General features: G+C 65.9%; 19 protein-coding genes, 1 tRNA gene and 1 riboswitch. Of the genes, 7 read left to right on the forward strand and 13 right to left on the reverse strand.

Annotated elements, in window-relative coordinates:
* Nucleotides 1-21 precede the first annotated feature (21 nt).
* The 3 genes from P0Y59_22635 to P0Y59_22645 form a co-directional block, all read right to left on the reverse strand.
* A complete protein-coding gene (locus P0Y59_22635) occupies nucleotides 22-1,311 on the reverse strand; it encodes an MFS transporter (GenBank protein WEJ99669.1) in 1,290 nt (429 codons plus the stop codon).
* Nucleotides 1,308-3,824, reverse strand: a complete 2,517-nt coding sequence (locus P0Y59_22640) for an exo 1,3/1,4-beta-D-glucan glucohydrolase (protein ID WEJ99670.1) — start codon at nucleotides 3,822-3,824, stop codon at nucleotides 1,308-1,310. The genes P0Y59_22635 and P0Y59_22640 overlap by 4 nt, the downstream gene beginning before the upstream one ends.
* A 129-nt stretch (nucleotides 3,825-3,953) precedes the next feature.
* Nucleotides 3,954-4,985, reverse strand: coding sequence for a LacI family DNA-binding transcriptional regulator (locus P0Y59_22645; protein ID WEJ99671.1), 1,032 nt, complete (start codon nucleotides 4,983-4,985; stop codon nucleotides 3,954-3,956).
* Between the two features lie 202 nt (nucleotides 4,986-5,187).
* On the opposite strand from P0Y59_22645, the gene P0Y59_22650 reads away from it, so the two are divergent.
* Both P0Y59_22650 and P0Y59_22655 read left to right on the forward strand, forming a co-directional pair.
* Entirely contained in the window at nucleotides 5,188-7,530 is a 2,343-nt protein-coding gene (locus P0Y59_22650) for a GH92 family glycosyl hydrolase (GenBank protein ID WEJ99672.1), read from the forward strand.
* Between the two features lie 10 nt (nucleotides 7,531-7,540).
* Nucleotides 7,541-8,368 carry an arylamine N-acetyltransferase gene (locus P0Y59_22655; GenBank protein ID WEJ99673.1) on the forward strand — a complete coding sequence of 276 codons (828 nt, stop codon included), beginning with the start codon at nucleotides 7,541-7,543 and terminating at the stop codon, nucleotides 8,366-8,368.
* Here P0Y59_22655 and P0Y59_22660 read toward each other — a convergent pair.
* Complete coding sequence (locus tag P0Y59_22660) at nucleotides 8,365-10,074, reverse strand: ABC transporter ATP-binding protein (GenBank protein WEJ99674.1); 1,710 nt, start codon at nucleotides 10,072-10,074, stop codon at nucleotides 8,365-8,367. The genes P0Y59_22655 and P0Y59_22660 overlap by 4 nt on opposite strands.
* A gap of 125 nt (nucleotides 10,075-10,199) precedes the next feature.
* On the opposite strand from P0Y59_22660, the gene P0Y59_22665 reads away from it, so the two are divergent.
* A complete protein-coding gene (locus P0Y59_22665; protein ID WEJ99675.1) occupies nucleotides 10,200-11,051 on the forward strand; it encodes a CoA ester lyase in 852 nt (283 codons plus the stop codon).
* On the opposite strand, the gene P0Y59_22670 is transcribed toward P0Y59_22665, so the two are convergent.
* A complete protein-coding gene (locus P0Y59_22670) occupies nucleotides 11,038-12,390 on the reverse strand; it encodes an Nramp family divalent metal transporter (protein ID WEJ99676.1) in 1,353 nt (450 codons plus the stop codon). The genes P0Y59_22665 and P0Y59_22670 overlap by 14 nt on opposite strands.
* Nucleotides 12,391-12,450: 60 nt before the next feature.
* On the reverse strand, nucleotides 12,451-13,320 hold the full coding sequence (locus P0Y59_22675) for an S-methyl-5'-thioadenosine phosphorylase (protein WEJ99677.1): 870 nt from the start codon (nucleotides 13,318-13,320) through the stop codon (nucleotides 12,451-12,453).
* A 76-nt stretch (nucleotides 13,321-13,396) separates the two neighbouring features.
* Between P0Y59_22675 and P0Y59_22680 the strand changes: the two genes are divergently transcribed.
* Nucleotides 13,397-13,810, forward strand: coding sequence for a DUF2147 domain-containing protein (locus P0Y59_22680; GenBank protein WEJ99678.1), 414 nt, complete (start codon nucleotides 13,397-13,399; stop codon nucleotides 13,808-13,810).
* A 45-nt stretch (nucleotides 13,811-13,855) separates the two neighbouring features.
* Here P0Y59_22680 and P0Y59_22685 read toward each other — a convergent pair whose 3' ends face one another.
* Both P0Y59_22685 and P0Y59_22690 read right to left on the reverse strand, forming a co-directional pair.
* Nucleotides 13,856-14,218: a hypothetical protein gene (locus P0Y59_22685; GenBank protein ID WEJ99679.1), complete on the reverse strand. Its 363-nt coding sequence runs from the start codon at nucleotides 14,216-14,218 to the stop codon at nucleotides 13,856-13,858.
* A gap of 1 nt (nucleotide 14,219) precedes the next feature.
* Nucleotides 14,220-14,843, reverse strand: a complete 624-nt coding sequence (locus tag P0Y59_22690) for a DNA-3-methyladenine glycosylase 2 family protein (protein ID WEJ99680.1) — start codon at nucleotides 14,841-14,843, stop codon at nucleotides 14,220-14,222.
* Nucleotides 14,844-14,909: 66 nt separating this feature from the next.
* Here P0Y59_22690 and P0Y59_22695 point away from each other — a divergent pair, with 66 nt between their 5' ends.
* Nucleotides 14,910-15,227 carry a 2Fe-2S iron-sulfur cluster-binding protein gene (locus tag P0Y59_22695; GenBank protein ID WEJ99681.1) on the forward strand — a complete coding sequence of 106 codons (318 nt, stop codon included), beginning with the start codon at nucleotides 14,910-14,912 and terminating at the stop codon, nucleotides 15,225-15,227.
* A 33-nt stretch (nucleotides 15,228-15,260) separates the two neighbouring features.
* Here P0Y59_22695 and P0Y59_22700 read toward each other — a convergent pair whose 3' ends face one another.
* From P0Y59_22700 to P0Y59_22710, 3 genes are read right to left on the reverse strand one after another with little or no spacing between them, the layout of a single operon-like run.
* On the reverse strand, nucleotides 15,261-16,046 hold the full coding sequence (locus P0Y59_22700) for a hypothetical protein (GenBank protein ID WEJ99682.1): 786 nt from the start codon (nucleotides 16,044-16,046) through the stop codon (nucleotides 15,261-15,263).
* Between the two features lie 28 nt (nucleotides 16,047-16,074).
* Entirely contained in the window at nucleotides 16,075-16,821 is a 747-nt protein-coding gene (gene rlmB / locus P0Y59_22705; protein WEJ99683.1) for a 23S rRNA (guanosine(2251)-2'-O)-methyltransferase RlmB, read from the reverse strand.
* Nucleotides 16,821-18,431: a M20/M25/M40 family metallo-hydrolase gene (locus tag P0Y59_22710; GenBank protein WEJ99684.1), complete on the reverse strand. Its 1,611-nt coding sequence runs from the start codon at nucleotides 18,429-18,431 to the stop codon at nucleotides 16,821-16,823. The genes rlmB and P0Y59_22710 overlap by 1 nt, the downstream gene beginning before the upstream one ends.
* A gap of 134 nt (nucleotides 18,432-18,565) precedes the next feature.
* Between P0Y59_22710 and P0Y59_22715 the strand changes: the two genes are divergently transcribed.
* A tRNA-Tyr gene (locus P0Y59_22715) sits at nucleotides 18,566-18,652 on the forward strand.
* A gap of 177 nt (nucleotides 18,653-18,829) precedes the next feature.
* Nucleotides 18,830-19,912, forward strand: coding sequence for an acyltransferase (locus P0Y59_22720; protein WEJ99685.1), 1,083 nt, complete (start codon nucleotides 18,830-18,832; stop codon nucleotides 19,910-19,912).
* Between the two features lie 32 nt (nucleotides 19,913-19,944).
* On the opposite strand, the gene P0Y59_22725 is transcribed toward P0Y59_22720, so the two are convergent.
* Both P0Y59_22725 and P0Y59_22730 read right to left on the reverse strand, forming a co-directional pair.
* Nucleotides 19,945-21,366: a UbiA family prenyltransferase gene (locus P0Y59_22725; GenBank protein ID WEJ99686.1), complete on the reverse strand. Its 1,422-nt coding sequence runs from the start codon at nucleotides 21,364-21,366 to the stop codon at nucleotides 19,945-19,947.
* Nucleotides 21,363-22,619 carry a glycosyltransferase family 39 protein gene (locus P0Y59_22730; GenBank protein WEJ99687.1) on the reverse strand — a complete coding sequence of 419 codons (1,257 nt, stop codon included), beginning with the start codon at nucleotides 22,617-22,619 and terminating at the stop codon, nucleotides 21,363-21,365. Before P0Y59_22730 ends, P0Y59_22725 begins: the two co-directional genes overlap by 4 nt.
* A 208-nt stretch (nucleotides 22,620-22,827) precedes the next feature.
* Nucleotides 22,828-23,084, forward strand: a riboswitch (cobalamin riboswitch).
* Nucleotides 23,085-23,092: the final 8 nt, after the last annotated feature.

Raw genomic sequence — 23,092 nt, forward strand, 5'->3', positions numbered from 1 at the left:
GATCTGCCTTAATCCCCGCCCTCAATGGGCCATGGAAGGAGCAGCCTCGCCGTCACCCGCCAGCCGGGACCTTTTGCCCAGCGCGGCGAACAGGGCGATCCCGACATAGGCAATGGCTGGCAGCACGAAGGTCATGCCGATGCTCGTCCGGTCGGCGATATGCCCCGACCACAGGGGCAGCAGCGCGCCACCGACGATCGCCATGCACAACAGCCCCGATACCGACGCGCTCGATGCCTTCGACCGCTCCATCGTGATGCTGAAGATCGTCGGGAACATGATCGAGTTGAAGAAGCCGACGCCAAGGGCGGCATAGGCCGCGGCGGGGCCATGCAGCAGGAAGGCCGCGGCGCTCAGGCACGCTGCCACCGTCGCGGCGCCGGTGAGCAGATAGCTCGCCCGCACCCGGGTCAGCAGCACGCTGCCGACGAACCGCCCGGCCAGTGCACCGCCCCAATAATAGAAGGCCAGCACGCCGCCGGCCGCATCAAGCGCCAGGCCAAGCACGTCGGCCCGGTTGAGGAAGTTGATCATTACGCTGGCGATGGTCACCTCGGCGCCGACATAGAGGAAGATCGCGACAGCGCCGAACACCGCCCAGCCCGACCGCAGCGCCTTGAGCGGCGAGGCGCCCTGGATGCCGATGTCGGCGGCGGACGTGTTGATGCGGTGGCGGAAGACATAGATCAGCAGCGCGAGCGCGGCGACCGCGACGGCGATCAGCACAAAGGCATGGTCGATCGCGCCCAGCGCCGTGCTGCGCGGCACATGGGGAAGGATATGCCCGCCCTGTCCGAACACGTCGGACCGAAGCATCAGCTTCGATCCGATGCTGACGCCGAGCACCACGCCAAGCGAGTTGAACGCCTGTGCGAGGGTCAGGCGGAAATGGCTCCGCTCGGGCGCGCCCAGCGACGCGGCCAGCGGATTGGCGGCGACCTGCAGCACGGTGATGCCGCCCGCCATCACGAACAGCGCGACCAGCACCATGGTATAGGCTTCCATGTGCGACGCGATCAGCATCAGCCCGCACGCGCCGATCATCACGATCAGCGCGGTGATGATCGTGCGGCTGTGGCCAAGCCGGGCAAGCAGCGCGGCGGCGGGCAGCGACACGACGAAATAGGCGAGGAAGAAGGCGAACTGGGTCAGCATGCCTTCCGCCACGTTGAGCGTGTAGATGCCGCGCATCGCCGCGATCAGCGGGTCGGTGTTGGAGGTGATGAAGCCCCAGGCGAAGAACAGGCACGTCACCACCGCGAAGGCGGCACCGGCGCCGGCTGCGGTCTTGCCGCCTTCCGACGCGGTCATTGCGGGCACCCCGCCGCGCCGCCGGCGCTGACGAAGCGAATGTCGGAGATCGACAGCGTCATCGCTCCCTCGCTTGCCAGGGTGAAGGGCGCGGTCACGCGCCTCGGGTCGAGTCCCGTGGCGGCGAAGCAGTTGAGGGGGAGGGTGAGCGTGGTCCATTGCCCGACCGGTGCCGCCCGCAGGATGCCGGTGATCGGGACTGTGCCCACACAAGTATTGCCGCATTGCAGGCCCATTCGTACGATCCCCGTTGGCGTCGCATCGACGCGATATTCCACGACCACGCTGTACTGTGCATTGGCTTCGCGAGCTATGTCGACCGGCTTGTCGGCGGCGATCCGCATCGTGCCGCCCGCCGCGCCCCAGGTGATGGTGCGGGCATCCTCCTGCGCGCGCCGGTCGACGCTGGCCAGGCGGACGAGCCCGGCGCCGGTCGTGCCCGAATTGCCCTTCACCGGCACCGCCACGCCGCCTGGTTCGGCCAGGTCGAAGCTCCAGCCCGCCGGCAGGGTGCCGCGCGCGAACACCGTACCGTCAGCGCGGGTTGCGGCGGCCGGCCGCTCTTCGGAAAGCTGCGCGAGGTTGCCCTGGTCGGCATAGGTCAGCCCATAGCCGAAGGCGAACAGCGGGTCGTACTTGGCGTCGCCCCGGTTGAGCGGTGTCTGGTCGATCCGCTTCGGCCAGGAAAAAGAGAGCTTGCCGCGGAAGTCATGGCGGGCCTTGCCGTCCTTGCCCGCCAGCAGCACGTCGGCCACGCCGCCACCCTCGCCGCCGGGCAGGAAGGCGGCGACGAACGCGTCGGCCGCGTTGATCTCCGGGTTCACCCACAAGGGCCGGCCCGACAGGAACACCGCGACGACGGGAATGCCCTGCGCCTTCAGCTTCTTCAGCAGGTCCAGGTCGCGCGTCTCGCCCGGGCGATATTCGACCGTCGCCCGGTCGCCCGCGAATTCGGCATAGGGGTCCTCGCCGAACACCACGATCGCGGCGCCTGGCTTCTTGGTGAAGCTGCCGTCGACGCTCAGCGTCGCGCTGCCGCCCGCCGCCTTCGCTGCCTCGGCGATGCCGGCATAGATCGACTGGCCGTGCGGGAAATCGGCATTGGTCAGGCCGGTGCCCTGCCAGCTGATCGTCCAGCCGCCGCTTTGCTTCGCGATATTGTCGGCGCCGTCGCCCGCGACCAGCAGGTCGAGCTTGGGCGACAATGGCAGCACATGGCCCTGGTTCTTGAGCAGCACCAGCGATTCCCGCACCGCCTGCCGCGCCACCGCGCGGTGCTCGGGGGATCCGAGCAATTCGAACCTGCCGGCGAAGGGGCGGCTGGAGGGCTTGCCTTTCTCGAACATGCCGGCGCGTATCTTCACCCGCAGGATGCGCCGCACCGCTTCGTCGAGCCGGGTCTTCGAGATCTCGCCCGATTTCACCTGGGCGAGCGTGCTGGCATAGAAGCCTTTCCAGCTGTCCGGTGCCATCACCATGTCCATGCCGGCATTGATCGCGGCGGGGCAGGAGGTGTTGGAGCAGCCGGGCACCTGGCCATGCGCGTTCCAGTCGCCGACGGTCAGGCCGTCGAATCCCATCTGGTCGCGCAGTACGCCGGTCAGCAGTTCCTTGTCCGCGCTCAGCTTGGTGCCGCGCACGCTCGAGAAGCTCGCCATCACCGCCTGCACCCCGGCGGCGATCGCCGGCGGATAGCCGGCGCCGTGGATGTCGCGAATCTGTTCGGGGGAGGAAGGATTGTCGCCCTGGTCGACGCCGTTTGCGGTGCCGCCGTCGCCGACGAAATGCTTGGCGGTGGCGATCACCTTGCCGGCGCGCAGGAATGCTTTCGTGCCGGGCTTGCCCTGAAGTCCCTCGACTATCGCGCCGGCATAGTCGCGCACTACCGACGGATCTTCGGAAAAACCCTCATAGCTCCTGCCCCAGCGATCGTCGCGGACCACGGCGAGGGTCGGGGAGAAATCCCAGTCGATCCCGGTGACCGCCATTTCCTTCGCGGTCACCTCGCCGATCTTCCGGATCAGGTCGCGGTCCCGCATCGCGCCCAGGCCGATATTCTGCGGAAAGATCGTCGCGCCGATGATGTTGGCATGGCCGTGCACCGCGTCGATCCCCCAGATCGGCGGAATCACCGGACGGCCGTCGTCGCGTTTCGTCACTGCGTCCCAGGCCGCGTCGGCATAGGCCAGCCAGGCGGGGGCGGGCGCCTTGTCGTCGCGGTTCGGGCCGGAGCTGCCGCCGGCCAGGATCGATCCGAACTTGTACTGGCGGATATCGTCCATCGAGAGGCTGCCGATATCGGGCTGGACGATCTGCGCCACCTTGTCCTCGTCGGACATGTGGGCGAGCAGGGAATCGATCCGCGCCTCCATTGCCGGATCGGGCGGCAGGGGCGATCCGACATGCGGCCACGGGGCCGCGGGCGTCTGCGCCGTGCCGATTCCGGTTGCCATGGCAACGGTCATGAGGCTGGCGACCCCGAGCGCCACCTTCGCCCTGCGCTTGCCGAACATCACTTTATCCTCTCCGTCGATCGGTTCGTCAGCCCGACCAGTCGGGTTCTGCCTGCTCTTACATCACTACGTGACTTACGTTGTCAATTCCAATCGCTCGATAGGCACACAAGCCTGCCATATCGAGCCTCAACTCGCCTGGAGGGGCGGGGCCGGGCCGGTGGACTGGCGGGTGATCAGCGCTACGGGGTGCTCGATCAGGTCCTCATGTTCCTTCTTTTCGAGCATCGCGACCAGCATGGCGGTCGCGTCCCGCGCCATGTCGAACACCGGCTGGTGGATCGTGGTCAGCCGCGGCCAGACGATCTGCGCGATCGCGCTGTCGTCGAAGCCGGCGACCGACAGGTCGCCCGGAACGTCGATCCCCAGGTCGTGCGCCGCCATGATCGTCCCGGCGGCCATGTCGTCATTCTGCGCGAAAATCGCCGTCGGGCGTTCGCCGCGCCCGAGCAGGCGCATGCCTGCCTGCAGCCCGGAATCGAAGGTGAACATGCCCTGTTCGATATCGTCCGGCCGCATCTTCAGGCCGGCTGCCGAAAGCGCGTTGGAGAAGCCGAGCAGTCGAGCCTCGCTCGCCGGATGGCTTGGATCGCCCTTGATCATCCCGATCCGCCTGTGGCCCAGCGAGATGAGATATTCGGTCATCATCCGCGCTGCGCCGACATCGTCGGTCAGCGTGCGCGGGCCAAGTTCGGGCGACCGGGTCGGCGCGATGCGCACGAAGGGGAAACGGGCCGCCTCGAGCTGTTCGAGCACCACCGGATGATCGGACGCCGGCGGGGTCAGCACCACCCCGTCGAGCGCCGCCGACCTGACCAGCGACACGATCTTGTCGGCAATCGCCGACACCTGCCCCACGGGCAGCACCACCAGCCGGTATTTCTCGCCCTGAAGGCGATCGAGCGCACCCTGCTGCAACTCGACCACATAATTGGGGCTGGGATTCTCGTAGAGCAGGCCGAGCAGATAGGATCGCCGGCCGACCAGGCCCTGCGCGACGACGTTCGGGTGATAGTGCAGCGCGGCGGCGACCTTCAGCACGCGGTCGCGTGTCTTGGGCGTGACGTTGGGCGCATCGTTGAACACGCGCGAAACGGTCTTGATCGATACGTCCGCCTCCCGGGCCACGTCGATGATGGTTGCGCGCCGCCCGAGATCCATATCCGCTCCGCTAGCATGGGAATTGACGCCGCGGTAGACCGCGCGGGACCGCGCGGCACAGCAGACAGGCGCTATAGTGCCTTCCGGAACGTCCGCGAAACAAGGCTTTTCCGCCGGGTGCCCGAAATTATGACAACGTTGATCTCGATCTCCCTGCGGCAGGGCGCTTCACCCCCTCGGGCTCCTGTGGTCTAAAGCCCTGATGAAACGCCTCCCGGTCATCGTCATCCTGTGCCTCGGCACGGCTGCCAGCCTCGCCACCGCGCAGACGGCGCCGCCTGCTCCCGTCGCGCCGGTCGACTCGGTCGATCCCTTCATCGGCACTGGTGGGGAGGGCCATACCTTCCCCGGCGCGGTCGCGCCGTTCGGCATGGTGCAGTTGAGCCCCGATACCGAGATCAAGCCGTTCAGGCAGAGCTACAAATGGGCGGCGGGCTATCGCTACGAGGATTCGTCGATCCTCGGCTTCTCGCACACGCATTTCTCCGGTGCCGGACACAGCGATCTCGGCGATGTCCTCGTCATGCCCGCGACGGGCGATGCTGTGCCGCTTGAACCGGGTGATTCGGCCAGACCGGGCTCGGGCTACCGTTCGCGCTTCAGCCATGCGAGCGAGGTCGCGACACCCGGCTATTATGCGGTGACCCTGAGCGATCCCGGCGTGCGTGCCGAACTGACCGCCAGCACGCGCGTCGGCGTGCATCGTTATGCTTTCCCCACGGGCAAACCGGCGCACCTCGTGGTCGATCTCCGGTCGAGCATCTATAATTATCCGGGCAAGATCCTGTGGTCGTCGGTCCGTGTCCGCTCCGACGGCATCATCACCGGCATGCGCGAGACGCGCGGCTGGGCGCCGGCGCGCAAGCTGTTCTTCGCGATGCGCTTCTCCGCACCGCTTGCCGGTCACGCCTTCGTCAACCGCGAGGAGGATGTGCCGTACAAGGGTTTCCAGGGCCCCGGTCGCGGCGATGACGGGGTGGATCAACTGGCGGGGCGGGCGCTCGTGGCCCGGCTCGATTTTGGCACGCTGACAAGGCCGCTCGAAGTTCATGTCGCCATTTCCGGCGTCGATGAAGCGGGCGCGCTGGCGAACCTCGCGAGCGAGCCCGGTGACTTCGACTCGATCCGCGCACTGACCCGCATGGCATGGGAGAAAGCGCTCGGTGCCGTGACGATCGAGGCGCCGGGTCCGATGAAGAAGACGCTCTATACCGCGCTCTATCACACGCTCGTTGCGCCCAGCGTCTACGGGGATGCCGATGGGCGATATCGCGGGCCGGACGATCAGGTCCATCAGGCGAGCGGCTTCACCTATCATTCGACCTTTTCGCTATGGGACACGTTCCGCGCCGAGCATCCACTGCTGACCCTGATCCAGCCAGAGAAGCGCAACGCCGATTTCGTCAACTCGCTGATCGCCAGCCGGCAGGACAGCCCGTTCGGCATCCTGCCGGTTTGGCAGTTCAACGGTCGCGAGACCTGGACGATGATCGGCTATCATGCGGTGCCGGTCATCGCCGACGCCTATCTGAAGGGGATCAGGGGGTTCGACGCGAAGGCGGCGCTCGATGCGATGGTCGCGAGTGCCGACTATGCGCCTTATGGCGGCCTCGGCGACTATATGAAGCTCGGCTATGTGCCGATCGACCGCGAGCCCGAGGCGGCGTCGAAGACGGTCGAATATGCCTATGACGACTGGACGATCGCGCGGATGGCGCGGGCGATGGGGCGCAAGGACGTGGCGGACCGCTTCGACAGGCGCGCGCTGTACTGGCGCAACAGCTTCGATGCGAAGACCGGCTTCCTCCGCGCGCGCAAGGCGGACGGCAGCTACCGCGAGCCATTCGATCCGACCGCGATCAACTATGGCAGCGACTATACGGAGGGGAATGCCTGGCAATATTCCTGGTTCGCCCCGCAGGATCAGGGCGGCCTGATCCGAACTCTCGGCGGCGATGCGGCGACGGTGAAGAAGCTGGATGCGATGTTCGACTTCGACAATTCCAAGGTCGACTACAGCCATGCCGAGGACATCGCCGGCCTGATCGGCCAGTATATCCATGGCAACGAGCCGAGCCACCATGTCGCCTATCTCTACAGCTATGCCGGTGCACCATGGCGCACGCAGGAACGGCTGAAGCAGATCGTCGACAGCCAGTACAGGCCGACCCCTGACGGCCTGTCCGGCAATGACGATCTCGGCCAGATGTCTGCCTGGCTGGTCTTCACCAGCCTCGGCTTCTATCCGGTGGCACCGGGGACGGGCGAATATGTCATCGGTCGCCCCTTCGTCGATCGCGCGGTGCTGAATCTGCCGAACGGCAAGAGCTTCACGATCCGTGCCGAAGGGCTGTCCGATACGAACCGCTATGTCGGCCGGGTGCTGCTCAACGGTACATTGCTGCCGCGCGGCTTTATCCGCCATAGCGAGATCGTTGCTGGCGGCGAGCTCCGCTTCGTCATGCAGGCGACGCCCGACACCAATTGGGCGACAGGGGAAAAGAATCGCCCCTATTCGATGACCGGCTATTCCGCAGGAAAGTAGAATCACGCTGATGTTCGACCTCGACGCTTATCTCGCCCGCATTGCCCTGAAGGAACGGCCTCTCGCCGACGCCGAGGGCCTGGCCATGCTCCAGCGGTCCCATCGTCTCGCCATCCCGTTCGAGAATCTCGACATCATCCTTGGCCGGGGCATCCGGATCGACAGCGAATCGGTCTTCGCCAAGCTCGTGACCGCGAAGCGCGGCGGCTATTGCTTCGAGCATAACCGCCTGTTCCTGGACGCGCTGACATCGCTCGGTTTCGAGGCTCGGCCGCTGCTCGCCCGAGTCTGGCTCGGCGCGACGGACACGCCGCCGCTCGCCCATGTCTTCAGCCTGGTGACGATCGACGGGCAAGAGTGGGTCGCAGATCCCGGCTTCGGCGGCAGCTACACGCCGATCATGCCGCTGGCCGAGGGCCCGGTGGTCGATGCGCCGGATGGCGCCCGCTTCCGCCTGGAGCGCGATACGCTGCACGGCTGGATGCTGCTGCGCGACGGTCATCCCGGCACGACCGACGGGCGCGGCGCCGGGGAAGGTTTTCAGCCGCAATACAGCTTCACTCTCGGCCAGGTCTGGGACGCTGACCTGCACCTGAGCAACCACTGGACCTCGACCGCGCCCGAGAGCCGCTTCCTGCAACTCCGCCTCGTCAGCATCGTGCTGCCGCGCGGGCTCGCCGGCCTCACCGACCGTATCTATCGCCGGCGTGCGGGCGAGGAGGAGACAGTCGCCGAAATCGTCGATCCGCGCGTCTATCGCATGCGGCTGAGCCTGATGTTCGGGATCGACTTCACCGCCGAAGAGGTCGCCGCACTCGGCCTGTTTGGCGAGGCCTAGGCGGAAAGGCGGCCGAGTTCGACGGTGATCACCCGGTCGCACAGCACCAGGCTTTCCGCGCGATGCGAGATCATCACGATGGTCGGGCGCGGATCGAGACTGGCGAGCCGTTCGAGCAACGCAGCTTCCCCCGCTGCATCGATCGCGTTCGCCGCCTCGTCCAGCACCAGCATGCGCGGGTCGCGGAGCAGCGCGCGGGCGATCGACAGGCGCTGGCGCTCGCCACCCGACAGCGCGATCCCGCGCTCTCCGACTTGCCCTTCAAGTCCCTCGGGCAGGCGCGCGACGATCTCTTCCGCACCGGCAAGGCGCAGCGCATCCCAAAGGCGCGCATCGTCGATCCCGTCGGTGCCCCAGGTGAGGTTGCGGCGCACGCTGTCGTTGAACAGGAACCCTTCTTGCGGGACATAAGCGAGGCTCTCGCGCCAGCCCGCCCGCCGCGCCGCGTCGAGCGGCTCGCCGCCGATCAGCATGCGTCCGGTCTGCGGCTCCTGCAGCGTGGTGAGCAGTTCGACCAGCGTCGTCTTGCCAGCGCCCGATGGTCCGGTGATGCCGATGAAGGACCCCGGCTCGATCGTCAGGTCGGCCGGATGCAAGCCGCCGCCGCCCGGATGAAGGAACGACACGCCCTGCAATTCGATCGCGCCCGGCGGTGGCATGACGGGTATGGGGACGGGTGTCGCGCTCGCATCGAGATCCTCCTCCAGCTTGCGGACCGCTTCGAACGCCGGGAGGCCGAAGAAGAAATTCTGCGTCGATTGCTGGATCTGCATGGCTGGCCCGCTCATCCGCGCGAAGATCAGCACCAGGGTGATCAGTACGGCGGGCGGGATCTGCACGGCATAGCCGGTCATCACGACGATCGCGCCCATCAGGGACGATCCGACCGCGAAGACCTGCCGGCTGCGCGCCTGGCGCTGCGTGAATTCAAGCATGCGCGCCCGGACGGAACGCTGGATCGTCGCGAACTCCTCGGCAAAGCCATATTGAGCATTCTGTGCGGTCGCCGCTTTCAGTCCGCCCAGGAAACCCGTCGCGCTGCCCATCATCTTGCGGTTGGCATCGACCAGGCCGACACCGAGATCGCGAACCCGGCCCTGCGCCAGCAGGACCGCGCCGCCACCGATCAGGACGATCGCGGCGATGGCCAGCGCAAGGCCCGGTGCGAGCGCGAAGGCGAGCGCGCCCTGCACGATCAGCATCACCAGCGCGATGCTGCCCTGGATCAGGAACTGCGCGCCCGAACCGATTCGGTTGACTTCGACGCTGACCATATTGGTGACGCGGGCATGGCTCAGCGCCGCGATCCGGTTCCATGGTGCGCCCGCCAGCGACCGGATGATCCGGCCACGCTCGTGCTGGGCGAAATCGCCCTGCAGTCGGGCGAGGTGCATGTCGCGCGCATAGAGCACGACCGCGCGCAGCACCGCCATCGCCACGAACGCGGCGATCAGCAGGGCGAGGCGGCCCATCTGGCTGTGGACGCCCAGGGTTTCGAAGACAGCCCGTGTCGGCAGATACCCGTCGCCGGGATTGACCACGGCATCGACGATGGGGATGAGCAGTACCAGCCCCGCACCGTCGAGGATCGCGGAAAGGCCGACAAGGCCCGCCGCGATCCAGCCGCGCACGCCGGCAAAGCGCGCAAAGGCCTCGAAGAAGCGGGCGGCGGAGCGCCAGAGCGCGGTCATCGACGCAAGTGTCATGAAAATCCCTTTCCCACGCGCGCACGCCGCCGTCGAGAAGCTGTGTGCATGTCCGGCGGCGTTAGGACTTGCGTGGAGCGCGCGAACTTCCTGTATGCGGACGACCCGTTTGCAGGAGCCGTCCGATGATCGTCCGTCCGCGCCGAAGTGCGTTGTTCATGCCTGCCTCGAACGTGCGCGCGATCGAAAAGGCGCGCAGCCTCGATTGCGATGTGGTGATCCTCGATCTCGAGGATTCGGTCGCGCCCGATCTCAAGGTGGCGGCGCGCGACCAGGCGATCGTCGCTGCGGCGGCTGGCGGATTCGGCGATCGCGCGCTGTTCGTCCGCGTCAATGCGCTCGATACGCCTTGGGGTGCGGACGATTGCCGCGCGGTGGCGGATGCCGGGTTCGAAGCAGTGGTGCTGCCCAAGGTGTCGCATCCCGCCGATCTCACGGCGGCCCGCACGCTACTCGGCGCGGTGCCGCTCTGGGCGATGATCGAGACATGCGCCGGCATGCTCGATCTGCCCGCGATCGCCGCATCGGCGCGCGCTACCGGGTTGGAGGGTCTGCTCGCGGGAACCAACGATCTCGCTAAGGAGATGCGTTGCACGCCCGGGCCCGAGCGGACCCCGTTGCTCGGCCATCTCGCGATGATCGTCACCGCCGCCCGCGCGGCCGGTATCGCTGCGCTGGACGGCGTGTGCAACGTGATCGAGGACGGGGCGGTGCTGGCAGCCGAATGCGCCCAGGGGGCTGCTTTCGGCTTTGACGGCAAGTCGCTGATCCACCCCGCGCAGATCGCGGCGGCCAATCGGGCTTATGGTCCGACGGCGGAAGCCATTTCGTGGGCCGATCGCATCATCGCTGCGTTCGCGCTGCCGGAGAATATGGGGAAGGGCGCGATTCGCGTCGAGGGCGAGATGGTCGAACTGCTGCATCTCGAACAGGCGCAGCGGATCGCCGCGCTGGCCGGGTCGATCAGAAGAAGCTGAACAATAGCGTCGCGTTCAGCCCGATCACCGTCGCGGCGATCGTCCAGGCCGCGATCTTCAGCCAGAGCGCATTGGCGAGAGCGCCCATCTGTTTCCTGTCGCTGGTGAAGCTGACCAGCGGCACCACCGCGAACGGCAGTTGGAGGCTCAGCACGACCTGGCTCAGCACCAGCAATTTCGTCGCGCCGGAATCGCCGGCGATGCCGACCACGATCACCGCAGGCACGATCGCCAGCAGCCGAGTCACCATGCGCCTGAGCCACATCGGCAGTTTGAGGTCGAGGAACCCTTCGGCGACGATCTGCCCGGCAAGTGTTCCGGTGACGGTCGAATTCTGTCCCGACGCCAGCAGCGCCACCGCGAACAGCACGCTGGCGGCTCCGGCGCCGAGCATTGGCGACAACAGCTTGTAAGCCTGGTCGATCTCCGCGACGTCGGTCCGTCCGGCCGTGTGGAAGGTCGCGGCGGCGAGGATCAGGATCGAGGCGTTGATGAACAGCGCCAGCGTCAGCGCGACCGTGCTGTCGATCGTGGCATGCTTCACCGCGTCGCGCTTGCCCTCGTCATCCTGCCCGAACCGGCGTGTCTGCACGATCGAGCTATGGAGATAGAGATTGTGCGGCATCACCGTCGCGCCGAGGATGCCGATCGCGATGTAGAGCATCGCCGGATTGGTGACGATCTCGCTCGTCGGGACCAGCCCGCGCATGATCGCGGCCACGCTTGGCTGGGCCATCGCCAGTTCGTAGGCGAAGCAGCCTGCGATCACGACCAGCAGCGCGACGATGAACGCCTCGAGCTTGCGGAAGCCGAATCGCTGGAGTGCCAGGATCAGCAGCACGTCGAACGCGGTCAGGCACACGCCTGCGATGAGCGGGAGGCCGAACAGCAGCTGGAGCGCGATCGCCGTGCCGAGCACTTCGGCCAGATCGCAGGCGATGATCGCAAGCTCGCACAACACCCACAGGCAGAAATTGAGTACCGGGTTGTAGTTGGCGCGGCATGCCTGAGCGAGATCGCGCCCGGTGACGATGCCCAGCTTCGCCGACAGCGACTGGAGCACCATCGCCATGATGTTCGACAGCAGGATGACCGAGAGCAGGGTGTAGCCAAAGGCCGATCCGCCCGCGAGATCGGTCGCCCAGTTGCCGGGGTCCATATAGCCGACGGCGACCATATAGCCGGGGCCGGCGAAGGCCGCGGTCTTGCGCCAGAAGCCGCCCTTGCCGAGCGGTACCGCGATGGTGCGATAGCTTTCGGAAAGCGAGGGGCGCTGCGGCCGCATGTCACTCATGCCGTCGAATCCCGGCGCGGTCGTGGCTGAGGGCGGCGGCGACATGCGGTATCCTCTCGTATGCGTATCATGCCGTCAATCGCCGGAGCCGCATTCGGTTTCGCCTTAGCCCAGGACGCGGCCGGCGACAGCATCCAGTCTCGCCAGCACAGCCGGGTCGCGCGCATCCGGCGCGGTGATCAGCGCATGGTCGAGCACCGTATCGAGCGGGGAGGGGGTGCGCTCGGCCGGCAACGCGGCGACGAACTCAAGCACCGCCTTGCGTGCGATGGTGCCGTTGGCCGACATCTGCCTGATGACCTCGCTCACCTCGACGAAGGCAGCTTCCTCACGCCAGCAGTCATAGTCGGTGACCATGCCGATCAGGGCGTACGGCATCTCGGCCTCGCGGGCGAGCTTGGCCTCGGGCATGGCGGTCATGCCGATCACGTCGGCGCCCCATTGGCGGTAGAGCAGGCTTTCCGCGCGGCTGGAGAATTGTGGTCCTTCCATCGCGAGATAGGTCGCATCCTTGGTGATCGACCCGCCGGCCGCGCGCACGGCCTCGGCGGCGAAGGCCGAAAGGCGCGGGCAGACCGGCTCCGCCATCGAGACATGCGCGACCATGCCGGTGCCGAAGAAGCTCGACGCGCGCGCGACCGTCCGGTCGATGAACTGGTCGACCACCACGAAATGCCCAGGTGGCAATTCCTCGCGCAGCGATCCGATCGAGGAGATGGCGAGGATGTCGGTGCAGCCGCTGCGCTTCAGCGCATCGATATTGGCGCGGAAGTTGAGTTCCGACGGCGGAATGCGATGGCCGCGGCCATGGCGGGGCAGGAAGACAAGCTCGACATCGCCGATTGATCCGAACAGAAGATCGTCCGACGGATCGCCCCAGGGTGTGGAAACGCGCCCCCATTCAGGGTTCTGCAATGCGTCGATGGCATAGAGTCCCGAACCGCCGATGATTCCGATCTTCCATTTGCCGCTCATTCGATGCTCCCATAGGTCGTCGATTCAGGCTACCGCCGTCCGGTACCGCCTATCTCTCGAGCCCCGGGGCCGCCATATGCGATTTGTTCTTGCCGCGATTTTGTCGATTGTCCTGTCCGGTGCCGCACATGCCGCGGACGGCATCACCGGCGACTGGGTTTCGCAGGACGGCAAGGGCATCGTGACGATCGCGCCCTGTGGGAAGGCGCTATGCGGCCATATCACCCGGCTGACCGAAAAGGCCCGGATCGAGGGGCCGACGACGGACAGCCACAATCCCAATCCGGCATTACGTACCCGCTCGCTGGTCGGCGTGCAGGTGCTGTACGGTTTCACCGAGCAGGACGGCAAATGGGAAGGGAAAATCTACTACCCTTTCCAGGGCAAGACCTATCGAGCCTATATCAGCCGCCAGTCGGCCACCAGCCTGAAGGTGGAGGGGTGCTGGTTCATCATCTGCCGCACGGTAGCATGGCCGGCGGCTCATTGAGGCGGCATCCCGGTTCTACAATCGGGGCCATTGGCGGCGTCTGAATCAGGAATCTTGTTCCCTGGATGCGTCGGCCTCAAGGCGGCTCAACCATTGCTGTGCCTGCTTCGCTTCGCCGACCGCTTGGGGCGATTTGGGGCGCCCCCGCGACGCGAGGAATTCCCGGTGGAGCGCGAACGGCTCGATGCCGAGCTGCGATCGCATCTCGTCGATCTCTTCGCCAAGCGTGATGATCGGGTCGACGACCGCCGCCGCGCGTTTGCGCGTATCCTTGTCCTGATGATGGTCGAACAGGCCGAAACGGCCTGCAGCGGTGATGCGCAGCGCGGCGATCAGGGCGGCGCGATACGCCGTTTCCAGTTCGACGCGGTGGGCGTCAAGGCGTTCGAGGCGGGCTGCGCGTGCCATGTCAGATCACCTTCATGTCAGCGGCATAATGATGCCAGGCGAAGATCGCTGCCGCGCCGCGATGCGGTCGCCAGGCCTCGGCGACCTCGCGGGTCAGCTTCTCGCTCGGGCGTTCGTCATGGCCCAGGATTCGACCGATCTCGATCTGCACCGCCAGGTCGCCGGCCGGCCAGATGTCGGCACGCCCTTCGGCGAACAGGAGATAGACCTCGGCCGACCAGCGGCCGATGCCCTTGATCCGGACGAGCGCGGCGACTGCCGCCTCGTCGTCGGCGGGAAGATTCGCCAGATCGAGCCGGCCACTCGTCACCTCGTCGGCGAGGCTGCGCGCATAGCTGGCTTTTTGCCGCGACAGCCCCGCCTCGCGAAGCTGCTCGTCGGTCGCGCGCATGATATTGCGGGGGTCGTCGAGGCTGCCGACGATCCCCTCCAGCTTCCGCCACACCGATTCGGCAGCCTTGGTGCTGACCTGCTGTCCGACGATCGTGCGCAGCAAGGTCGCATAGCCACGCGCGCGGATTCGCGGCGGGGGATAGCCCGCGCGCGCGATCGCTGTGGCGAAGCACGGCTCGCTCGCGGCCAGTATGTCGAGCGCCGCGCGAAGCTGTTCGGCGCTCAGGCCCATATTCTCGTCCCTTGATTAGCGGCGCCGGGGGCGGCATGGCGGCGCCGAACCCCGGAGGAGGATTTGATGCCCAAGCTTATCGTCGTGACCCGTGAAGGGGAAGAACGGGAGATCATGGGCGAGGCCGGGCTTTCGGTGATGGAGGCGATTCGCGACGCCGGGATCGATGAGGTCCTGGCGCTGTGCGGCGGCTGCTGCAGCTGTGCCACCTGCCACGTCCATGTCGACCCGGAATTTGCTGCCAAACTGCCGAAGATGAGCGCTGACGAGGACGATCTGCTCGATTCGACCTCCGATCGCGACGAGCGTTCGCGCCTGTCGTGCCAGATTGAGCTGACCGACGCGCTCGACGGCATGAAGGTGACGATCGCGGCCGAGGATTGAGGTTACCCCCTCCCGCTTGCGGGAGGGGAGCAATCACTTCGCCGCCATCCTCAACACGGCGCTGGGCGCGTCCTTGGTCAGCGGAGTCGCCTTCCAGGTGATGGTCTTGCGGCCGCCGACCGTCACCGCGCCATCCTCGTTGTTCTGGCTGACGATCTCCGCATTCGTATCGAGCGTGAAGACGCCGTCGAGCTGGTCCGATGCCTTGTCCAACCCCGGCATGGCCATGCCGCCGCTGCTCTTGCTGCTGTCATTGGCGAAGGCCGGCGCTTTCATCCGTATGGTGTTGTTCGCGCGCAGCTCGATCGCGATGAACGGGAAGACGAGTTCGGCATCGACATTGTACGGCCACAGAAAGGCATGATCGAGCGTGCCTGAGATGGCATAGTCGATGCTGAACTTGCCGTCGCCGAGATAGGCCACCTTGCGATAGCCGGCTTCCTTCGACAGCGTCTCGGCGATCGTCCGGTTCTTGGCATCCGCTGCGGCCTTCTTGGCGGCCTTGGTCTTGGCGTCGTCCTTGCCGTCACTGTCCGGGCTGGGGGCATCCGGCTTGTCCTGGAAGGCGAGTTTCTGCAGCGTCGCCGTGCCATCCCCGGCGGCGGGATCGGCTGGCGTATCCGGCGAATTGTCGCCCATGCCCTTCATCATGTCGTCGCTGATATCGAGCGCGAGCACTTCCCCCACATAAGTGAAGGTGAAATGCCGGTCGGCATCGATGCGCAGGGTCGAGACGAACTTGCCTGGCGTGAGCACGCAGCTCGCCAGCGCGAACGGCAGCAGCAGCGTGAGGATCAGCCGCGAAAATCGTGCCGCCATGGTCTTGCCTTTGCCTGGTCCGCCGTGGTCAGCCCCGTGTCGTCACCGCGTAAAGGGCGATTGCTGCCGCATTGGACACGTTCAGGCTTTCCACTTTAGGCGAGATCGGCAGGCGCGCAAGCTCGTCGCAGTGCGCCGCGGTATTCTGCCGCATGCCTTCGCCCTCGGCGCCGAGCACCAGCGCGACGCGGGTTTCGCCCATCGCCTCGGCGAGCGTCTGCGTCGCTTCCCCGGTGAGGCCGACGCGCCAGAAGCCTGCCTCGGCGATTTCCTCCAGTGCGCGGGCGAGGTTCACCACGCGCACCCAGGGCACGATCTCAAGCGCGCCCGAGGCGGAACGGGCGATCGTCCCCGATTCGGGCGGCGAATGGCGGTCCGGGGTGATGATGCCGAGTGCGTCGAACGCCGCCGCCGACCGCAGGATCGCGCCGACATTGTGCGGATCGGTCACCTGGTCGAGCACGATCAGCGGACGCCTGTCGTCAGCACCCTGTTGAAGCAGATCGCCCAGCCAGATGTCCTCGAGCGGATCGACCTCCGCCACCAGTCCCTGGTGCGGCGCGTCGCCGGGGACCAGCCGCGCAAGATCGGCGACATCGGCAAAGACGATCGGGATCACCGGAGGGATGTCGAGCGAGGCCAGTGCCTCGCGTGTCGCCCACAGCTTGCGCACGGTACGCTCGGGATTGGCCAGCGCGGCCGTCACGGCGTGCCGTCCCCAGAAACGGGGGCGGCCTGCAGGTGCCTGGGAGGGGCGGTGTCCTTTGCGGGCCATTAGTCGTCGTCCACGGTGTAAGCGAAGGGATCGGTGACGACCGGCTCGGTCGGCATCGGGGGGCGAGGCAATGCCTTGTCGGCATTGGCCGCGTTGGCGAGGAACGAGGCGAGGATGATCGATCCCTGGCGCATGTCGTCGCCCTTCAGATGGTCGAAGGTATCGATGCTGGTGTGGTGCACTCGGCTACCATAATCGAGCGGATCCTGGATGAACTGGAAGCCGGGCACGCCGACCGCCTGCATGAAAACATGGTCGGTGCCGCCGGTCTTGCGGATCACCACGTCCTTCGCACCCATGCCGGAAAACGGCGCGAGCCAGTCGCGGAAGATCGGCGCGATTGCCTGGTTGTTCTCGACATAGATGCCGCGAATCCTGCCCGCCCCATTGTCGAGGTTGAAATAGGCGGCGAGATCGCCCCAGCCGGGCCTTGGAGTGATGGGCCAGCGGCTCTGCCAGCCATAATAACGGGCGACGCCGGTCAGGACCGGGTCGCCGGGCTTGCCGCGCGTCGCGAGATGGCTTTCGACATAAGCGAGGCTGCCGAGCAGGCCCTGCTCCTCGCCGGACCAGAGCGCGAAGCGGATCGTGCGTTTCGGCCGGATGCCGTTCGCCGACAGGATACGCGCTGCTTCCATGATCATCGCGGTTCCGGCGCCGTTGTCCGCGGCACCGTCACCCGCGACCCAGCTGTCGAGATGCGCGCCGGCCATCACATAGCCTGCCTTTGGATCGGTGCCGGGAATCTCGGCGAAGATATTATAGGCCTTGGCGTCGCTGTCGTCGAAGCGCACGTCGCTGTTGATCTCGACCGTCGGCGCGGTGCCTGCCTTGGCGAGGCGGGCGAGCCGGCGGTAATCCTCGGCCGCGATCTCGACGCCCGGCATCGCCTGGGTCTCGCCGACGCCGAACAGATAGCCCTCGCCGTGCACCAGCTTGTAATCAAGCCGCGACATGGTCGCATAGGCGACGGCGCCCTCGGCCTTCAGGAAAGCATCGAGCTTCTTGGCGTAATCCATCCGCTTCAGGCGGCGATCTGTCGCCTCGGGATCATAGGTCGGCTGCTGATACTGGTCGAGCTTGGCCAGTTCCTCGCTGGTATAGCGCTTGAACGCGGGCTCGCCCGGCTCGCTGCCGGTGCCCGGTTGGGTGATCATCACGATCTTGCCCTTCAGCTTGCCGCGCCATTTGTCGAAATCCCGCTCCTTCGACATCGGCGCGACGAAGACGGGCGCGCTGATCGTGCCGTTGGTCGAAGGCGTCCAGGCGATCGGGATCGCGGTCAGCACGATCGGGCGCGGCGTGACCATGCGCACGATCGAGCTGTTGATCCACCAGCCGCGGCCGAAATCATATCCTTCCTTGTGGACGTTCTTCAGGCCCCATTCGGTGAACTTCGCCTGGGTCCAGCTTTCCGCCTGCCGCATCGATGGCGAATTGGTGAGTCGGGCCCCGATCACGTCGGAAAGATGCTGCGCGGTCAGCATCACCTGGCTGCGCGTCGTGCCCTCGTCGATGATGCGGTTGACCTGGTTGCGATCGACAACCTGTGAAAAGGCAGGCGCGGAAAGGGAGAGCAGCGCGGTGGCGAGCAGCAGCGAACGACGCATCGGAATCCCCGGAGAGGCATTGAAAGATTATTACGAGGCCTATTCGCCACTGCCTTCCCGCGCAAGGGCTCGTCAGGCGTTGACAGCATGGCGTTCGGTCGGCATGGGACCGCCTCGCTTTTGAGCGGCCCAGTGGACAGGTGGCCGAGTGGTTAAAGGCAGCAGACTGTAAATCTGCCCGGGTTTCCCGTACGCTGGTTCGAATCCAGCCCTGTCCACCAACACATAAGCGCCGGTTTTGCCGGCGCTTTTTGTATATGGATCACGGAAATGGTCGGGGAATGCCATTCCGGCGCGACGGTGTCGGCCAATGACCACCGTCTTCGGTCCCGCCTGACTCATCATCCTTCCCGTGCGGCTTCCCCTGAGCGGTGCGGCGCACCGACGAAAACATCCTGATGGCTTACACCGCAATGGGGGCGACGATGGAAGGCAAGCGGGAATATGAAACCCTGAATGGCATCAGAGGGGCGGCCGCCATCTCTGTGGTCATTTTCCACACCTTCGCGAATTTTTGGCCCCGGCAGGCGATGAGTGGCCATCTCGCCGTCGATATCTTCTTCGTTCTCAGCGGTTTCGTATTGGCGGCGTCCAACGGCGCGAAGCTCGAAACCGGTGCGCTCACCACCGGCGAATTTGTCCTTCGACGTCTCGTCCGTTTCTATCCGCTGTATCTTCTGGGTCTCGCGCTGGGGACGGTCCAGATGATCGGGCAATCGCTGACCGGCAGCCCTAACGCAATTGCGATGTGGCGCATACCGGCCGGCGTCTTGTCGGCGCTGCTGTTCCTGCCATCGATCGGTACGGGCGTCGCAACGTTCTCGCCGCTGAATTATCCGGCCTGGTCGTTGGTCTACGAATTTTGGATCAATGTCGCATGGGCCGCAGTCGCGAGATTTTTCAAACCATGGACCTATGTGCTCGTGGCGCTGCTTGCGGGCACCGCTTTCGGATACTTCGTCCTCACTCTTGGGGGCGCCAATCTTGGACCGCGCTGGGAATCGCTTCCCGCCGGTGTGGCCCGGACGATATTCTCCTTCACACTCGGAATTATACTGTACAGAATTCGATCTCGTGCCGCCCCGGTGCGAACCATCTGGTCTGTCGCCGCGCTGATTGCCGTATTCGCGATGCTCTTCTACGATCCTGCCGTGGCATTTCGTCCATTTTATGACCTGCTAATAGTGATTGCCGCTTCGCCGTTGCTCATCTTTTTCGGTTCGCGCGTGGAGCCGACATCCTCGCTCTTGCCGGTCTTTAAATGGCTTGGTGCGATGTCGTTCCCGATCTACGCGATCCACGCTCCGCTGATCGCGATGTGCATTTTCATCATCCGGAAGACGCACATCGACCCGCCCGTGGTGGGTGCGGTGTTCGTGATCGCTCTTTTCGCATGCGGATGGTGCGCCCATGGCATCGACCTGAAAATACAGGCGATGTTCAAGGCACGACGGCACCGGCTACAGTTCCAGGCCGCATAAGCTGATGGCGGCGTTGGCCGCCGCCGAGAGCGTCAGATGGCCAGATGCACCCGCTGGGCGAGGACCACGATTGCCGCCGCGAGCCCGCCCAGCACCAGGCTACGCGGGTCGGTGATCGCAAAGGCGATCGGGTCGCCCGAGACCTGGCCGCGACGGGCCATCATCCAGACGCGGCTCTGCCAATAGAGGAGGATGAGGCATAGGCCCCACAGCAGCTCTGGAGTGCCGTTGGCATATTCCGGCGCGGATCCGTTGATGAAGAGGGCGAGCACGAGGATGGAGACCATGCCGGCAGCCACCCCGCTGACCATCACGATCTCGATGTCGGCCCCTACATAGCCGCGTCCGCTGAGCAGGCGGTCCGGAGACACGGCGCCGGCCAGTTCGGTGTATCGCTTCAGATAGGCGAGGCTGAGGAAGAAGAAGATCGCAAAGGTCAGCAGCCACGAGCTGACGGGAACCGCGATCGCGATCGCGCCGGCGAAGATCCGCAGCGTGTAGAGGCAGGCAAGGACGATCGCATCGAGCGCCATGACCTGCTTCAACCTCATCGAATAGGCGGTCGTCAGCGCGAGATAGCCGACCTGGACGATGGCGAAACCGGGGCCGAGGGCCTGCCACGCGATCAGCGGCGGGACTGCCAGCAACATTGTCGCCATCGCGATCGCCCGGGGAATGGACAGCGAGCCCGAGGCGATCGGGCGGCGATGCTTTGTGTGATGCGCGCGGTCCGCGTCGATATCGAGCAGGTCGTTGAGAAGATAGACGCCCGACGCCGCCAGCGAGAACAGGATGAACGCGAGGGCCGTTCGGGAAAGCAGGGCAGGGTCGCCCCAGAGCCCGGCGGTGGCAAGCGGTACGCCGATCAGCGCATTCTTTGCCCATTGATGCGGTCGCAATGCCCGCACCGTCGCGCGCCATGGCGACTGGCCGGCATGAGCGACTCGATGGACATTGGCACCGCCGGGATGGTGGCCGACCGTCAGTGCGGTTCGCGATGCTTTCCAGATCGGGCGATCGGCGCGGCTGTCGCCGATATAGTCGAACGCGCCGCAGGCGTCGCCGCTGATCCATTCCAGCTTGGCATGGCCGGTCAGGTTGCGCCGATGGGTCGTTCCCGCCACGGCATGGAACAAGCCGAGATGCCGCGCGACGCGCCTGACATGATGGCGGTGCGATCCGCTCGCCAGGATCACGCGACGCCCTTCCGCGCGGGCGACCCTGATCAGGTCGATCACTTCGGGCCGGTAGGGAAGCGCAGCCGGATCGAACGCGACCCGTCGCGCGACCATCGTCTTGGCGAAGGCGCGTCCGCGCAGCAGCCACAGGCACAGCAGGAGCGCAGGCACGATGCCGCTTCGGGCGAAACGAAGAAAACCCTCGAGCGATACGTCGCCAGCGACGAGCGTGCGGTCGAGATCGACATAGAGCGGACGCGGGACCGGGGCGTTCATGCCTCCGCCGCCAACGGCCGGGGTTCGGCCGGGCGTCGCGAAGCCGGCGTGATGACGCCCGTTGCGAGCACCGCCAGCAGCGGGAGCGCCGGCAGGCGGTATCGCGGCATCACATAGGCTGCGGCATGGATCGCCCAGAAGGCGCCAAGGGTGATGATGACCAGCCGTTCGCCCTGCGAGCGCGTCCGCCAGCGCAGGATCGCGACGAGGCCGAGCCCGGCCAGCAGGAGATATTGGACGACATCGAGCCAGCGCAGCGCGTTGATCGCTGCGCCATGGTCGGTATCGGCATTGTCGGGCAAGTCGGGCAGCCAGAAGAGTACAAGCTTCTTGAGCGAGAGGGCGACGGTTTCGACCGGGTGCGCGCGGATATGGGCGACCGCGAGCCGCCCCAGCTGGTCGGTCGCGCCCAGTTCGCCTTCCTGGGCGCGCAGCCCGTGCCATGCCGCGCCGATCGGGGTGTCGCGCAGGCTGACGAACCGGCCGTCCGCCGCGGGATTGTTACCGACATAGAGGTTGAATGGTCCATTGGTCGTCAGCACCGGCCGGCCGAGCTCATGATCGACATGGGCAAGCCACGGCGTGACCACCAGCGCGGCGCCGGCGACGAAGGTGGCTGCCGCCGTCGCCGCTGCGCGCAGATCGGGCTTGCGCCAGAGCATCGCGACGATCGCCGCAGCGGCGGTAAGGATGATAGAGGCGCCCGCCAGCAACCCGGCACCGTAGACCATTCCCGTGATCGCGGCGACGCTGTTGGGCCGGCGAGTCCGCGCCAGCTCGATCACGCAGAGAATGAACAGCAGGAGGAGCGGCACCGAAAGATTCTCGCGCTGGACGAATGCGGTGCCGGCAACCGCCGGGATCAGCACCGCATAGGCAGCCGCCGCGACAAGGGCCGCGAACGGCCGGCCGCCGGCCCGCCGGGTTACCAGATACATCAGCAGGGTAGAGATCAGGCCTAGGAAGAGATTGATCGCCTGCGCCGCGGCCAGCCCCGTCACGCCGAGCGCATATGCCCCGGCAAGGGCGAACGGATAGCCGGGGCTGTAAAAGGCGGCATTGCCATAGGTGTCGCGCATCGGCCCCGGCCCTGCCAGCGTTCGCGCCATCTCGAGATAGGCGGCGGCGTCGCTTACGATCGGCTCGTGCAACACATGCATGGCGACCAGTCGGGCAAGCACGGCCAAGGCAAGGATCGATGCAAGCACACCCAGTTCGCCACGGCCCGTCGAGGGAACGGAGGCCCCTTTCAAAAGAAGATTATAGTGCCGCACGCGCCGCCGAATAACGTTCGCGAGTTGAAATCCACTTAATCGGGGCCATCCCGACGCTGTGGCTCGTGCGAGGTATCTTTTTTGCGCGCGGTCTTTCGGTCCGGCATCTTGGTGATGCCGGCAAATAGCCCATTGGCGAGCGCTGCCACCTGATCTAAGGGGGCCGCGAATGATCGGGCCATGCCGGATCGTTCATGATCGCGCCGGTGCCCCGACTAGGGGCTTAATTCGGGAATGCGGTGCGGATGAATCCGGTGAAAGCCGGGGCCATCCAAATCCGCGGCTGTCCCTGCAACTGTAAGCGGTGAGCGCGATGCACTGGTTCCTGGGCGATGCCCGAGGAACAGCCACTGGGCCGGACGCTAAGTCATGCGGGGCCTGGGAAGGTGTGCATCAAGCTGTGACCCGCGAGCCAGGAGACCTGCCGGCGCTCTGGTCGCTCTTGCCTTGGT

This window comes from Candidatus Sphingomonas phytovorans (assembly GCA_029202385.1).
In the GTDB taxonomy this organism is placed as follows: Bacteria; Pseudomonadota; Alphaproteobacteria; order Sphingomonadales; family Sphingomonadaceae; genus Sphingomonas; species Sphingomonas phytovorans.

Coding starts and splice junctions, on each gene's coding strand:
- rlmB (WEJ99683.1), bottom strand. CDS start 16,821: ATGGCCCGCAAAGGACACCGCCCCTCCCAGGCACCTGCAGGCCGCCCC.
- P0Y59_22675 (WEJ99677.1), bottom strand. CDS start 13,320: ATGAGCGGCAAATGGAAGATCGGAATCATCGGCGGTTCGGGACTCTAT.
- P0Y59_22700 (WEJ99682.1), bottom strand. CDS start 16,046: ATGGCGGCACGATTTTCGCGGCTGATCCTCACGCTGCTGCTGCCGTTC.
- P0Y59_22650 (WEJ99672.1), top strand. CDS start 5,188: ATGAAACGCCTCCCGGTCATCGTCATCCTGTGCCTCGGCACGGCTGCC.
- P0Y59_22655 (WEJ99673.1), top strand. CDS start 7,541: ATGTTCGACCTCGACGCTTATCTCGCCCGCATTGCCCTGAAGGAACGG.
- P0Y59_22640 (WEJ99670.1), bottom strand. CDS start 3,824: ATGTTCGGCAAGCGCAGGGCGAAGGTGGCGCTCGGGGTCGCCAGCCTC.
- P0Y59_22710 (WEJ99684.1), bottom strand. CDS start 18,431: ATGCGTCGTTCGCTGCTGCTCGCCACCGCGCTGCTCTCCCTTTCCGCG.
- P0Y59_22695 (WEJ99681.1), top strand. CDS start 14,910: ATGCCCAAGCTTATCGTCGTGACCCGTGAAGGGGAAGAACGGGAGATC.
- P0Y59_22660 (WEJ99674.1), bottom strand. CDS start 10,074: ATGACACTTGCGTCGATGACCGCGCTCTGGCGCTCCGCCGCCCGCTTC.
- P0Y59_22720 (WEJ99685.1), top strand. CDS start 18,830: ATGGCTTACACCGCAATGGGGGCGACGATGGAAGGCAAGCGGGAATAT.
- P0Y59_22670 (WEJ99676.1), bottom strand. CDS start 12,390: ATGTCGCCGCCGCCCTCAGCCACGACCGCGCCGGGATTCGACGGCATG.
- P0Y59_22725 (WEJ99686.1), bottom strand. CDS start 21,366: ATGAACGCCCCGGTCCCGCGTCCGCTCTATGTCGATCTCGACCGCACG.
- P0Y59_22685 (WEJ99679.1), bottom strand. CDS start 14,218: ATGGCACGCGCAGCCCGCCTCGAACGCCTTGACGCCCACCGCGTCGAA.
- P0Y59_22680 (WEJ99678.1), top strand. CDS start 13,397: ATGCGATTTGTTCTTGCCGCGATTTTGTCGATTGTCCTGTCCGGTGCC.
- P0Y59_22690 (WEJ99680.1), bottom strand. CDS start 14,843: ATGGGCCTGAGCGCCGAACAGCTTCGCGCGGCGCTCGACATACTGGCC.
- P0Y59_22645 (WEJ99671.1), bottom strand. CDS start 4,985: ATGGATCTCGGGCGGCGCGCAACCATCATCGACGTGGCCCGGGAGGCG.
- P0Y59_22665 (WEJ99675.1), top strand. CDS start 10,200: ATGATCGTCCGTCCGCGCCGAAGTGCGTTGTTCATGCCTGCCTCGAAC.
- P0Y59_22635 (WEJ99669.1), bottom strand. CDS start 1,311: ATGACCGCGTCGGAAGGCGGCAAGACCGCAGCCGGCGCCGGTGCCGCC.